Genomic DNA, 13,628 nt, shown 5'->3' on the forward strand with positions numbered 1-13,628 from the left:
TTGGCCGCCTAATTCGAAGATACAAAACAGATTATGAGTATTCGAGACAGTTTATATCAACCCGCCACCGCCGTGATCACCAGCGAGGCATTTTACCCGACGGTATCGGTAGGGGAATTTCAACAACATTACCGGTTGCATGAATACACTGAGGATTTAATTGAGAGCGAATTAATTCAAGCCGTCATTACAATTAATGGTCAGCTGGAAGCGTTTAAAAATCAATTAATAAAAAAGGGATATAAAACCCTCGCTGAACGACCTAGCCCCGATTTAAATGGTCAACACCGGGACGTGTTTTTATACCAACGGGCCGTCATGAGTTTAGCGAAAGCCCATGTGTTAAAACAATACCAGGTGATTTTTACCAGTGAAAAAGCCGAGCATGTGGCCAAAACCAATGAAGACACTTACGACTTTTGGTTAGCCATTTCGCAACGCTCCTTGTGTCAGTTACAAGGCCAGTCATTTATAACGGCAGAGTTATTATGAAAAAACTCACGGCCTTAAAAAACTATTTAATTCAGCTACAGGTGGTCACACCAGAAAAACTTGTGGCTTACCCGGAAAATAACCGGATTGATATTATTAGTAAACCCGGTGAAAAAGGGCTGGAAATTAGCCAAGTGACTTATGATGCCATCTTTGAAATGGATCAGGTCAAAGTCAGTTATACGGCGCTGGTCGCGATTATCAGTGCCTGGTTAGCCGAGCAGGATACAGCGCGAAATAATCAAGCCGTAGGGCAGCCCCAGTTTGATTATGATCCGACGGATAATCACACCGCTGATATTCAGCTCAGTATCGAATTTTGTGAGCCGGTGTATTTAGTGGAAACCGAACACGGCCCGATTAATTATGATCATCAACGTTATGACACCGGCGATTATGATTTATGGGTTGCTGAAACCGGAGAGGTAACCGATGGCAGCACCCGTTAATCCTATTCAAGTGCAGCACAACGGGCTGAGTATTCGCCAGCAATTAGCGGTGTTACAGCTGCCGCCCAACAAACAACGCCAATTGTTGTGGAAAGCCGGAAAAGCCGTACAAAAAAACAGTCGCCAGCGGATTCGGTTACAAAAAACATTATCCGGCCAGGGGATGGCTGCCCGGAAAGATCGCCGGAATCGCAAAAAAATGTTGCGGGGATTAGGGCGTAAAATGGGGGTAACGGCGGATAGCCGACAAGCGGTGATTGGTTGGCAAAATGCACTCACAGCCAACATTGCCAAACGGCAACAAGAAGGCTTGAGCCAGCCCGTCAGTAAAAACGATCTGCCGCGCATTTCCCGGGCGACCTATGACGGCCCTTGTACCAAAGGGATGGCCAGGGCATTAATTCAACATGGCTTTACCATTAAGCGTGCCAGTGGCAATGGTCGAAAACGGCCCACGCAAAATTGGATTAAGCAGCATTTAACCTTTGGTATGGCAGGGGCCATATTGCGGGAATTATTAAATAAACCGCAGCAATCCCGGTGGCGGATTCCTTTGGAAGCACGGCCTTTTTTAGGTGCCACCGACAACGAAATTAATCAAATTCTTGACCAGCAATTACACCAATTAATGCAAGCAATGAGGTAATCACCATGGCACTGGGACGGGTCACGGTTAACAATTTAAATCTCTATCAGGGACCCATTACCGCGATTGAGCGGACGTTTTTATTTATGGGTCCTGCCCCCAAAAAACACGGCGAGGTATTAAGCCTTAATACCCAAACTGATCTTGATCAATTATTGGGTGAGGGCATTTCCGATTTAAAAACCCAATTAACAGCGGCCCAAGCCAATGGCGGGCAACACTGGTCGGCTTATGCCATTGCACTGGATGAAGCGACTAGTTGGCAGGATGCTTTTAAACAAGCGATGGCTGAAGATGTATCACCGGAAGCGGTGGTGATCACCAGCCCCATTACTAGCAACACGGACCTGCAGGCGATGCACGCGGCTTCATTAAGTGCCATTAATAAACATGGACGACGGGTGATTTTTATTGCCACCACACCGGGTATTGCTCCCGAACAAAGCTGGTCCGATTATTTATTAGCGCAAAAACAATTAGTGAATGAAGTGGCCGCCCCTCGGGTGTGTGTGGTGCCGCAATTACACGGCAATAACGTGGGTGTGTTAGCGGGTCGATTATGCGACAGCAAGGTCAGTATTGCTGATAGTCCTATGCGGGTGGCAACTGGGCCGTTAATTACGTTAGGGCCTACCCCAGGCGATAAAGAAAGTCAACGACTCCCCAGTGCGATTATTGCAGAGCTGGATAAAGTACGCCTCTCAGTTCCTCAAACGTATCCCGATTACCCCGGCACCTATTGGGGTGATGCCAATATGTTGGAACAGCCCGGCGGTGATTATCAGGTTATCGAGCATGTGCGGATTGTGGATAAGGCGGCCCGAGCCATACGACTCCTGGCGATTAGTCGCATTGCCAACCGATTATTAAACAGCACTGCCGCGTCGATTGCTTTTAATAAAAATTATTTTATGAAACCGCTGCGGGAAATGAGTCGCTCAGTAAATTTTATGGACCGGGTATTTCCGGCGGCCATTCATCCCCCGAAAGACAGTGATATTGAAATCCTCTGGAAAAATAAAACCGATGTGGAGATTTATTTAAGTCTACAGCCGTATAACTCGCCGAAATCCATCACCGTCAATATTGCCTTGGATTTATCAACCGAAAAGGAAAAATAACCTATGCGTATTTCTGGAAAAAGTTTTGATGTCAGCTTAGGCGACTTCATGGTGCATGTGGAAAAGGCCTCACTGGATATTACCGATAACCGTTCACCCGTCTATAACCGTGGGGTACCGAATGGCTATGTCGATGGGGATGTGTCGGCGACTGGGGAAATCGAACTGGATGCAGCAAATTTTAAGTTAGTGTTGGATGCGGCTAGCCAAGCAGGGAGTTTTAGGGGATTAGAACCATTCGACATGGTGTATTTTGCCAAGGCGGGTGAGGAAGAATTACGGGTCGAAGCCTTTGGGTGTTTAATTAAAATCACTAATTTATTGGATATTGATAGCAAAGGCGGTGAAAAATCCTTAATTAAATTACCCTACGATGTCACCAGCCCGGATTTTATAAAAATTAATGGCCTCTCCTATTTACGCCCGGATGAAACGGAGAATCTGGTGTAACCATGGCTTACCGTTATTTTACCGACCAGGAATTAACTTGTCGTTGTGGTTGCGGACAACAGCACATGCAACCGGCATTTATGCAGTCATTAATACAGCTACGTGAGGCGTGCAATTTTCCGCTACCGGTAACCAGTGGCTACCGTTGTGCTCATCATCCCGTCGAAAAAAATAAGGCCACCCCAGGTGCTCATCAATTAGGGTGTGCGGTGGATATTGCTTGTCGGGGAGAACACGCATTAATTATTTTACGTCTGGCGCTGCAGCTGGGGTTTACTGGTGTTGGGATTAATCAAAAAGGCAGGACTCGTTTTATTCATTTGGATAGGGCGCCTGCTACTCATACACGGCCCCGGCCTTGGATATGGAGTTATTAAACAATGCTCAATAAATTATGGGAAAAATTTATATCGGTAACCGGTAGCGGCTTAGTCGATAAAATTATTGATGTAGCGAAAACGTATTTTCCGCCGGACTTATCGCCGGAGCAGCAAATGCAATTTAAAATAGCGTGCCGAAAACTACAAATCGAACATGAAAACCAAACTCAAAAACTGATTAATCAAGCAGAAAAACAATTAACCCAACGGATTAGCCAGTTAGAAGGCACGGCCAGTGATTTATTGGCGTTGCCTGTTGTTGGTCGGGTGTTGTTATTTCTGCGCGGTGCTCAGCGACCCATATGGGGTTTTGCCACGTTGTACCTGGATTGGTGTTGGTTTGCCTCTTGGCAGCTGAGCGAACAACAAGAAACCGCCTTAACCGTTATTAATGTGTTAGTGCTGGGTTTCTTGTTTGGTGAACGGGCCATGAAAAATGTCATGCCCTTACTAAAGCAGGTAACACGGAATGCTATTCGATAACCATCCTGAGTTACGGCATAAGCTCTCTCTGACGTTAGTCAGTTTGTTTTTTACCAATTTGATTGGTTGGAATATTTATATTTACAACAAAATCCTCAGTAATGAGCGGGCGTTGTTTAATCAAAAAACCTGGATTACCGAAGAGTTTGCTAAAAAATCCACCATCAAGCGACTAGAAACCAAAATCGATAATAAATTTGAGGCAATGACCCAACGGTTTGATGATATCAACAAGCGCCTGGATTTTATTATCTTATTAAACAAAGGAAAAAAAGAACCATGAGCAATAACACTTTTACTGTCGAAGTCGGCGACCAAGCGTTTACCTTTACGATTACGGTCGATGATTACAGTAGTTTTATTAATAAATTCAGCGAAAAAAATAAAATTGCACCGGCTTATAACTTTTGTATGCAAACGGTTTCGAAGGACGATAAACCCGCGCTAAAAGAATTATTGGCCCATCCCAGTGTAGCCCCGCAAATTGCGAGCGCGCTAATGGAGCAATACGTACCGCAGTTAAATATTGTGGTAAAGCCAGTGAGGCCGTCGGCGAGCAATTAAAGGAGAATTCTTTATTGCAACTGATGTGGCTGGCGAAAAAACATTTTCCACACCAGCCCGTCACCGCCGACACCATGGGTGCCGCTTTATTTTTTGAACAGCAATATTGGGAGCATATGCAAATCGCGGTTGCCAATGGCATCAGTCAAGCATTTAAGGGTTAATCAATTTAATTATGACCAGCACGGCCACTGGGCATTTACATTTTATTATCTCGCTGACGAATCATTTAACGTCACCGATTGCCGGCATACAAAACCAAATCAATCAACTGACGGATGGCGCTAGCCGTGCGTTTGGCATGATTGGCATGGGGGTAGCCGGTTTAATCGGTGCCGGTTATGCGATTAAAGCCGCATTGGAACCGGCCATTGATATGGATCGGGCGATGGGTGAAGTGCGTTCGCTCGGTGTCGTCGAAGCAGACTTGCTGCAATTAAAAAATACGGCCATGGATTTTGCGGTGGAATACGGCAAGTCAGCGGCGGATTTTGTGCGGGCGAGTTATGACATTCAATCGGCGATCAGTGGCTTAACTGGTCAGGAATTAGGGGATTTTACCAAAGCCAGTGGTATTTTAGCGGCGGCCACCAAAGCGGATACGGCCACCATTACCAGCTACATGGGCACAATGTACGGTATTTTTAAACAGCAAGCGGCCGTGATGGGCAATGCTGACTGGGTGGAAAGGGTCGCCGGACAAACGGCCAGTGCGGTACAAATGTTTAAAACCACCGGCAGTGAAATGTCATCCGCGTTTAGTTCCTTGGGTGCGGGGGCAACAGCGGTCGGTGTGTCCATGAATGAGCAAATGGCGATCCTCGGCACCCTGCAATCCAGTCTTTCCGGCTCAGAAGCGGGTACCCAATACAACGCCTTTTTAGCGGGATTATCCAAAGCGGAATCTGCATTAGGCTTACAGTTTACCGATGCGGCGGGCATGGCATTACCTGTTGTGGAGGTGCTGGACAAGATCAAAGCCAAATACGGTGAATTAAGTCTGGTGGATCAGGCGGATTTAACCAAAGCCTTTGGTACCGATTTAGCCACTAAATTTATTGTGTCTCTCAGTAATGACGTAGACGGCTTGCGTAGCAGTATTAATAAGCTGGGAGATATTAAAGGGATGGACACCGCCTTAGCCATGGCCCGCGCCCAAGTGGATGCCTGGGAACGGTTAGGCGCGGCGGTGGATGTGGTCAGGATTGGCTTTGGTTCGGCGTTATTACCGGTGATTAATCCCTTAGTGGATACCCTGGCAGATATGGGATTTACCCTGCAACGCTGGACCCAATTATTTCCCAACCTTACCCGCTGGGTGGGGTATTTCTTTTTAGGGTTAATGGGGCTGATTGCGGTGATGTCGCTATTAACGCTTACGGCTGGTTTAGCCTTTGGGTCTTTTGTCGTCTTAACCAATCCGATTACTTGGGTGCTGGCTGCTTTAGCCGGGCTTGCCTATATCATTTACCAACTGCTCTTTAATTGGGATGGATTTAAAGACACCTTGCGCAGTGTCGCCGATGCTTTGAGTTTTTTACCATTGCCAGTGGGGTTAATTGTGGAAGCCTTTATCTGGTTGGTGGATCACCTGTATTTAGTGGGGGATGCTTGGGACTGGTTAAAAGCGAGCTGGCAAAATGTTGTCAGTTATTTATCGGATACCAGCGTTTTTCAAATGCTAATGCAGGTGTTTTCGTTTTTTAATCCGGTACTGGGATTGGTGGCCCAGGGTTTTCATTGGCTATCCACCTTATGGCAACAATTTACCCATTACCTGGCAGAGGTTGGCCCTTTTGAAGCAATACTAAAAATCTTTTCGTTATTTAATCCATTACTCGGATTAGTGATTAAAGCGATTCAAGGACTCGGCGACTGGTGGGAACACCTGAAAAAAACCTTTGCTGACGTGGGTGTGTTTGAGTTTTTAGCCAGCATTGTGGATTGGGTGATCGATAAAATTAATAGGATCCCCGGGATTAATATTGAAATTGATAAAGAAGCCTTAAAGCCAAACATTGCCAGCTTAAAACGCCCGATACAATCCCAGGTACCGACAGGCGGGTTATTAAAAACTATTAATAACAATCAGCAGCATAACCAAAATAATTATCAAACCAACCATATTTACACCCAAACCGTCGACAGTCAGTTTTTACACAACCAAATTGAAATGGAAGCGCCCTAATGGACTATATCGATTTATTAATTAATGAAAATGATCTGGTGTTAACTATAGCCGGTGAACCACAATTAACCAGTGACCGAGCCAGTATTGCCCAAGATATTCAACATGCGATCCGGGAAAGCGGTTTATTAGTGGACATGATCGGCGAGCGCCACCCGGAACAACGCCAACGGCTGATTCAGGAACTCACCTTACTGGTAGAAGACGACGAGCGATTAATACCCGGCACCATTATTTTTCATGAATCCCGCCAAGGCCGTTATTTATTGACGGCGGATACTTACGACTACGGTCCTGTGGAAATTCAGAATGCGCTCGCTGTTTAAACGCCTGGTGGCGGATGCCAATATACCCACTGAGGAAACCCAATTAAAAAGCCGGTTTAAACAACTGGCGAAAGAACAGGGTAGTCAACTCAGTAATGACAGTCGCTATTCGCCATTCTGGCGGATTATTACCGCGTTAGTCATTCGACCAGTGTTGTGGTTAATGGATTTACTGATTGACCAGGTGTTACCGAATGCGTTTTTACAAACGGCCCGAGGCCGCTATTTGGATTTATTAGCCTGGGCGGTACACGTTGAACGTAAACCCGCGACACAAGCTGAAGGCATAATCGAATTTCACCGAGCCAGTAGCGATTTAGCGGTGACAATTCCCGCGAATATGGCCATTCAATCGGTGGCCATTAATGGCACCGTGTATGAAGTCAGAACCACGACAGAAACTACCTTTGCAGCGGGTGAGTTAATCGCTACAGCGCCAGTAAAAGCGACACAAGCCGGTAAAGCCTTTAACCTGGCACCGGGTTATTATGCGATTTTACCCGAGCCAATTAATGGCATAATCCAGGTGACGAACCCTGACGGGTGGTTGACGACACCCGGTGCTGATGAAGAAGCCGACGAGGCGTTACGCTGGCGGGCCCGTAATCAATTTGGGGCGGTCAATCAGTGGCATACGGATAGTGTCTACCGCAGCTTAATTGCGCAGTTTGCGGGGATTGATAGCCGCCATATTTATTTTGAGCATAACGCACCCCGGGGGCCGGGCACCGCGAATGCCTTTATTTTATTTGCGGCCGATGCCCCTGCAGATGAGTACCTAGAAAAAATAAATCAGTATATTCAGGCGGAAGGTAATCACGGTCATGGGGATGACCTGCAGGTATTTGCCCTACCGGAAAAATCATTCGACATTACATTGAATGTGTGGCCTAACCCATTTTTAACAGAAGACAATAAACAGCAATTAAAAACCAATATTGAACACTTTATTAAAACGGCTTTTCGGGAAAGCACCACCGATAATTATCAACCTACCCAAGTCAGCCCACGCAGCCGGTTTAGTTTTTCCAAACTCACCCAGGAGTTACACCGACAATTTAGTGAGATTGATTCGTTACAGTTTGAGAATACCGATATTGTCAGCGAGTTATGGTTACCGCAAATCAAGACATTGACGGTGATGCTGCATGATTAAATTAAAGTTACCCTTTTGGTTAGGTGGATCAGAGTTAAATAAATTAACCCGCATATGTGAACAGTTTTATGGTGAGGTGGAAAGCTGGTTACGTTGGCCTTTATCGCAATTAGACCCATCCACCTGCAGCGAAGGGGTTTTAAATTTACTCGCCTGGCAACGGGATATTAGCCGGTTTAAAGGCGAGCCCTTAAGCCTATTTCGAAAGCGGGTGCAGTATGCCTTTATTAATAATGTCGATGCCGGTTCAACGGCTGGGGTTAAACGGATACTCGAACGGTTAGGCGTGGGCTATTGTGAGGTAGATGAACGTACCCCGGGATTAGATTGGGACATTATCACCTTAAAATTATCTGATAGTCAGCTCGCCCAACACCCCGAATTACTCAGCATTATTTTACAGATGTATGGCCGCACCTGTCGGCGTTATGTGTTTAGCACCATTACCCCAGTGAAGTTATTTATTGGCGTTAATGAATTTAGTCATGACCAGGTGACCCAAGTTGCACAATTACATAATACCGCCCATTTATACGGCCAAAGTCAATTACTAGACCACTCACAACAAGTGTTATGTGCTCAGTTATAAAGAAAAATTCAGAAATAAAAGGAAAATAATATGCCTGTCATTACCCATGCCGGTGAACGGCTTATCGCTGAAAAACAAGGGATGCAAAGCCCTTTAATTATTAAACACTTTGTGTTGGCCAATGTGCCGGATTTAACTGATACCGACCCAGAGAACCGGCACGAGCTGTTGCCGAGTGATGATTTAATTCAATACCAAGCCCCAGTGACGCAAGCCGGGTTTATTAATCCGAATGCGGTGGTGTATTCGTTAGTGATGGACACCCGTATTGGTGACTTTGAATTTAACTGGTTGGGTTTGGTGGCAGAGGATAATACTTTAGTCGCCGTCAGTTATGTACCGAAACAGTGGAAACGCAAAACCCAGGGTAGCCAAGCGGGAAACAGTTTAACCCGTAATTTTATGTTGGCGTTTAGTGGTGCTCAGGATATTACCCAAATCGATGTTAACGCCGACACCTGGCAAATTGATTTCAGTGCTCGACTCAATGGCATTGATGAACGACAACGGTTGGCCAATCTGGATTTATACGGTCATGACGTATTTTTTAGTGACGGCTTTAAAGTCATTCGACAGGATGCCCACTATTTAATTACGGCGGGTGTCGGCTATGTGGGTGGTGTTCGGGTTACCACCGAAAAACATTTAATTAAAGTCACCGAACAGCCCTCTGCCATTTGGGTGGATGTATGCCAACAAGGCAGTGTCACCAGTAATATTGAAACGGTAGTGGCGTTTAATGTCGTGGCTGAATTATCGGATTATGTTGACCGATTTGAACGCCCACACTGGGTAGCCAAACTCGCGGAGATTAATAGCCAAGGGGAAGTGATTGACACACGACGAGTCACGGACGGTTTTGCCGAGCATTTTATTAGTGATAATCCCCATAACCAGTATTTAACCAAAGCCTTGGCATTACAATTACCTATAATGCCGGAAGTGTTAACCCCCACGAATCGGTTAGCGGTCATTATTGAGCATCAACAACTCACTATTGTGAAAAATCAGGTGATTCGTTGGCGGGGTTGGCAGGATTTTAATACGTCAGGTTATTCTGAAAATCAGAGACAGTTTTTTATTGATTCAGATAAAACCTATCATTTGCGATGGTCGCCACTAGGTGGGTTTGATTTAAAGGATTTAAATGATACTCCCTATAATCCCAATAGTTTGGTTGAATATGACTTATCCTTTGATACCACCTATGACGATGTGTTGTTAGGAAAAATTGAGGCCGGTGATTATTACCCTTCCATTATCGCTACTAAACGTTTATATCGTCCAAAAATTTCCGGCAATGGTACGCTATGGTTGCCGCTAGGTTATCGTGATCGTTCTTTTCGTTTATTAGTCACAATTAGAAATCAACTGCAGCAGGGAAATGTTTTGTTTAAATCAGTTGATAAAGCACATACTGCATTATTTACCATGAGAGGAAACAATCATGGTGACAACATGAATGTTGAATTAGATAGTGATGATGAATTTTGGTTGACAAGCAATAATAGTAACGGTGAAGTCAGTATTAGTACATTAACCGGCGATATCATTGATGACTTGCTGTATATGCAAAACCATCAAAGCGAATATGTGAAAAAAATTCAACCAGGCAATACGATTGATGGTGATGAAGAGCTTTTTTCGATGGGAATAAAGCGTTTAACGACTGAAGACGTTCAAAAAGGGTTACCACTGGATTATGCAAATATTGAAAGTGCTTCAATCGTATTTGAAGTGTTTTAATCATGAAGGCTATCCATATTAAAACCCCACCCACGCTGGGAAATGTAAAAGAAAAACAAGCATCAGTAATAGTAAAGGCCAACGCCCCATTACAGGCGTCGGCCTCTAAAGTAATGCTCTTACACGATAATTATATTGAAAATAAAAATAAAGCTTCCGCTCAGACTATTTTGGACTTAAGAGTCGATTTTAATAAACATTTACAGAACAATATCCATTGTTGTGTTGTGCACCCTTACCAACATACGGTAGGTGAAGGGGAGGGACACCACCGGTATTTATCGGCACCCAATGCGATTAAAGCGTTGCAGCAAAAATACCAGGATCAACGGGACCAGCAGCAGCCACACAACAACCAGGCAGCAATTGTGGTATTAATCACCGCCTCGCATTTAACGCCGTTCTATCAAACCCTAACGGCATTTAATCAGGTGATGCCAGTACCGGAGTTGCAACAACTGACCCGGCGGGTAAAAGCGTTAATTGAGTTGGAAACGACTAAATGGGAGCAGCCCAAAGCACCCCAGATGCCGTATTGGCGACAATTGCAATTGACCCAGTGGCAAAGCCCACAAAATTATTTAAAGCAACTGGGAGCAACTCAGGCAGCGATAGAAGCGATGGCCGATGATCAATCACCGAAAGCCATCTTAACCGAGCTGATTAATAAAAAACGCCAATACCTCAATCAGTTGTATGTCGATTGGCAACAAACCACCCAAGCACTACAAAATGTAGTAGGGCAGTATTTGGCGGGAAATATCAGCCAGCAGTTAACCCAACTGAACGCGCCGGGTCATGACCAGGTATTAACGGCGGGTGTCTTACTCTCGGGTACGGCAGACGCCTTACACACGCTCAAGGAAACCTTTAACTTATGATGATTGGTGACTATCAGGTCCAAGGTAGCAACCTGCAGGTGGTGGGGGGGTTACGGATCAGCAATGAAGAATTAAGTGGTGCCAGTAGCGCCACCGATCGTGCCCATAAAGGGTTTAAACCCAAAACCCTAACCGTGTCGCTGCAGATCAAACAAAGCCAGCCCGAGCAATTAACCCGGTTGATTGAGTTAGCCGAGGGTGTGGATAAAGCCGGTAAACAAACGGTTTACACGCTGGTGGATAATACCGCGAAAGCGATGAATATCCGCCAGGTGCAGTTTAACGACAATTTGAGTGCGCGAGAATCCGCCGATAAACGCTTATGGCAGGTGCAATTTACCTTAGCGGAATACCGCTCTGTACCGGAAAAGGTTGAGCAACGCCAACCGAAAAAAGACCCAAAAAAACAGCAAGCCGATGGCCAGCCTATTGGGTCAGATAATCAAGCAAGCAACGAACCGGCATTAACCGAGTTTGAGCAGCTGTTAAAACAAATAGACGAGCAAATAGGCCCCCGTGAAACTGAACAGCCAGCTGATGATCAATCAGCAGATAATACCGCTAGTGCGGCATGATATCCGCTTAGCCTTAAATACCCCTGGTCGTGCCACCTTTGTGGTACGGCCTAAAGTCCCATTAACAGCAAAAACCGTAGTAAAAATAGCCATGGGTTATGGTGATAATTTACAGCAGGTATTTGTAGGCTATATCGAAAAAATCACCCCAGTGGATAAACACCAACAGCAATTATTCTGCAGGGAATTAACCGGGATTTTGCATTACCCGTTACCCATGAGTTTACGGCATGTGCATTTAAATGAGGTATTAAACCAAATCGCCCAGCAAACCCGACTGACGTTTATTACTCCTGAACAAGCCTACTGCACTACTAAAATCCCTTATTTTTACAGCCTGAATAATGGGCTGTTTGCCATGAGTTCAATCGCGCAGGCATTTGCTATTGATGATTATTGTTGGCAGCAACAAGGGAATGGACAGGTGTATGTGGGGAGTTGGCAGCACAGTTATTGGCAGGATAAACCGATAAAAATCCCTGAACAATTTTTTATTAACCATCAATCCCATAACAGTGCGCAAATTGCAGCAATACCCCAAATACGCCCTGGGGTGTTATTAGACGATGGCAGCCGGATAAAACAAACCCAAATTAATAACAATCAAATGGTCATATCATGGTAGAAGCCATTAAACGCATTGTATTAAGTTTATTTCCAGAACTGGCGGGTAATTATCATTTACCCCGCTTTGGTCGGGTGGTGGCCATCAGTGATTTACCCAAACAAGGGAGTCTCTGTGATGAGTTTAGGCCTCACTATGCGGTGGATATTGAGGTATTAAACGCACAAGGCAAGCCGGATAAAAAATTACCGATATTATCGAGTGTAACCGTACCCATGGCACTAGCAGGCCAGGAAAAAGGCTTTTATGGCTTACCGGAAGTGGGTACTTGGGTGGTGGTCGGGTTTGCATATGGTCTGCCTAATAAGCCATTCATACAACAGTTATTACCGAATGGCTTATCACTCCCCAACCTTGAGCAAAAAGAGCAGCGTTGGCAGCCTAATCCGTCAAGCTACCAACGTTGCGATCACAAGGGCGCCTGGGAACGAACCTCAGACAGTAGTATCAGGGATGAGAGCTTAAGTTATCAGCTGGAAACCCTACACCAGGAAACCACAGCCCAAACCAGCCAAACGACAGTTACCGAGCACAGCACTGAAACGATTGGCGGCACCAAAGCCATTGAGGCAATGGGAGCTCTTAAACTCCATTCCGGTGGTACAGCTGAATTAGCCGCTATTGATAATTTAAAGGTAGCTACAGGCAATGATAGTCATACTGTCGTAGGTAACGATATGCAAGAGCATATCAACGGGATTAAACACAGCCTGGCCAAACTGAAGCAAATCGCCCAAGTCAAAGACGGAGGCAAAGTCTGGTTGGGGAATGAAAGTGACAATGTGTTGCAACTGCTGTCGGAATTTATGGCGGTGGTTGAGCAAGCGTTTTTAGACTTATCCACCCATGGCCATACGCCTGCTGGACCAACTAATAAACATAGCCTGATACAGCAGGCGGGTACAGTTAATCAGCAGAATACTCATCTTAAAACAATGCTTTAAGAGAAATAATAAT

At 45.3% G+C, this 13,628-nt stretch carries 19 protein-coding genes; all 19 read left to right on the top strand.

Features of this window, described 5'->3' with window-relative positions; genetic code table 11:
• Positions 1–33 precede the first annotated feature (33 nt).
• Genes G4Y78_RS06405 through G4Y78_RS06495 form a run of 19 tightly spaced genes read left to right on the top strand, consistent with a single transcriptional unit; the run spans position 34 to position 13,615 of the window.
• Positions 34–492: a head completion/stabilization protein gene (locus tag G4Y78_RS06405; protein WP_163832241.1), complete on the top strand. Its 459-nt coding sequence runs from the start codon at positions 34–36 to the stop codon at positions 490–492.
• Positions 489–941 (top strand): phage tail protein, encoded by a 453-nt coding sequence (locus G4Y78_RS06410; RefSeq protein ID WP_163832242.1) that lies wholly within the window; start codon positions 489–491, stop codon positions 939–941. Before G4Y78_RS06405 ends, G4Y78_RS06410 begins: the two co-directional genes overlap by 4 nt.
• On the top strand, positions 925–1,587 hold the full coding sequence (locus G4Y78_RS06415; protein ID WP_163832243.1) for a virion morphogenesis protein: 663 nt from the start codon (positions 925–927) through the stop codon (positions 1,585–1,587). The genes G4Y78_RS06410 and G4Y78_RS06415 overlap by 17 nt, the downstream gene beginning before the upstream one ends.
• Positions 1,588–1,592: 5 nt before the next feature.
• A complete protein-coding gene (locus G4Y78_RS06420) occupies positions 1,593–2,708 on the top strand; it encodes a DUF2586 domain-containing protein (protein ID WP_163832244.1) in 1,116 nt (371 codons plus the stop codon).
• A gap of 3 nt (positions 2,709–2,711) precedes the next feature.
• Positions 2,712–3,158, top strand: coding sequence for a phage protein (locus G4Y78_RS06425; RefSeq protein ID WP_163832245.1), 447 nt, complete (start codon positions 2,712–2,714; stop codon positions 3,156–3,158).
• 2 nt (positions 3,159–3,160) lie between these two features.
• Positions 3,161–3,535, top strand: coding sequence for a D-Ala-D-Ala carboxypeptidase family metallohydrolase (locus tag G4Y78_RS06430; RefSeq protein ID WP_163832246.1), 375 nt, complete (start codon positions 3,161–3,163; stop codon positions 3,533–3,535).
• 3 nt (positions 3,536–3,538) lie between these two features.
• A complete protein-coding gene (locus tag G4Y78_RS06435; RefSeq protein ID WP_163832247.1) occupies positions 3,539–4,021 on the top strand; it encodes a hypothetical protein in 483 nt (160 codons plus the stop codon).
• Positions 4,008–4,304: a hypothetical protein gene (locus G4Y78_RS06440; protein ID WP_163832248.1), complete on the top strand. Its 297-nt coding sequence runs from the start codon at positions 4,008–4,010 to the stop codon at positions 4,302–4,304. The genes G4Y78_RS06435 and G4Y78_RS06440 overlap by 14 nt, the downstream gene beginning before the upstream one ends.
• Positions 4,301–4,585: a putative phage tail assembly chaperone gene (locus G4Y78_RS06445; RefSeq protein ID WP_163832249.1), complete on the top strand. Its 285-nt coding sequence runs from the start codon at positions 4,301–4,303 to the stop codon at positions 4,583–4,585. The genes G4Y78_RS06440 and G4Y78_RS06445 overlap by 4 nt, the downstream gene beginning before the upstream one ends.
• Before the next feature lie 23 nt (positions 4,586–4,608).
• Positions 4,609–4,749, top strand: a complete 141-nt coding sequence (locus tag G4Y78_RS06450; RefSeq protein WP_408022092.1) for a DUF6890 family protein — start codon at positions 4,609–4,611, stop codon at positions 4,747–4,749.
• An 11-nt stretch (positions 4,750–4,760) separates the two neighbouring features.
• Positions 4,761–6,773: a phage tail tape measure protein gene (locus G4Y78_RS06455; protein ID WP_163832250.1), complete on the top strand. Its 2,013-nt coding sequence runs from the start codon at positions 4,761–4,763 to the stop codon at positions 6,771–6,773.
• Positions 6,773–7,099: a DUF2590 family protein gene (locus G4Y78_RS06460; RefSeq protein WP_163832251.1), complete on the top strand. Its 327-nt coding sequence runs from the start codon at positions 6,773–6,775 to the stop codon at positions 7,097–7,099. Before G4Y78_RS06455 ends, G4Y78_RS06460 begins: the two co-directional genes overlap by 1 nt.
• Positions 7,083–8,255, top strand: coding sequence for a baseplate J/gp47 family protein (locus G4Y78_RS06465; protein WP_163832252.1), 1,173 nt, complete (start codon positions 7,083–7,085; stop codon positions 8,253–8,255). Before G4Y78_RS06460 ends, G4Y78_RS06465 begins: the two co-directional genes overlap by 17 nt.
• On the top strand, positions 8,248–8,844 hold the full coding sequence (locus G4Y78_RS06470) for a phage tail protein (protein WP_163832253.1): 597 nt from the start codon (positions 8,248–8,250) through the stop codon (positions 8,842–8,844). Before G4Y78_RS06465 ends, G4Y78_RS06470 begins: the two co-directional genes overlap by 8 nt.
• Positions 8,845–8,874: 30 nt before the next feature.
• Entirely contained in the window at positions 8,875–10,590 is a 1,716-nt protein-coding gene (locus G4Y78_RS06475; RefSeq protein WP_163832254.1) for a phage tail protein, read from the top strand.
• Positions 10,591–10,592: 2 nt separating this feature from the next.
• Positions 10,593–11,471, top strand: a complete 879-nt coding sequence (locus G4Y78_RS06480) for a hypothetical protein (protein ID WP_163832255.1) — start codon at positions 10,593–10,595, stop codon at positions 11,469–11,471.
• Positions 11,468–12,046, top strand: coding sequence for a baseplate complex protein (locus tag G4Y78_RS06485; RefSeq protein ID WP_163832256.1), 579 nt, complete (start codon positions 11,468–11,470; stop codon positions 12,044–12,046). Before G4Y78_RS06480 ends, G4Y78_RS06485 begins: the two co-directional genes overlap by 4 nt.
• Positions 11,988–12,671 carry a hypothetical protein gene (locus G4Y78_RS06490; protein WP_163832257.1) on the top strand — a complete coding sequence of 228 codons (684 nt, stop codon included), beginning with the start codon at positions 11,988–11,990 and terminating at the stop codon, positions 12,669–12,671. Before G4Y78_RS06485 ends, G4Y78_RS06490 begins: the two co-directional genes overlap by 59 nt.
• Positions 12,665–13,615 (top strand): hypothetical protein, encoded by a 951-nt coding sequence (locus G4Y78_RS06495; protein ID WP_163832258.1) that lies wholly within the window; start codon positions 12,665–12,667, stop codon positions 13,613–13,615. Before G4Y78_RS06490 ends, G4Y78_RS06495 begins: the two co-directional genes overlap by 7 nt.
• Positions 13,616–13,628 lie beyond the last annotated feature (13 nt).

Origin of the sequence: Spartinivicinus ruber (assembly GCF_011009015.1) — a bacterium.
Taxonomy (GTDB): domain Bacteria; phylum Pseudomonadota; class Gammaproteobacteria; order Pseudomonadales; family Zooshikellaceae; genus Spartinivicinus; species Spartinivicinus ruber.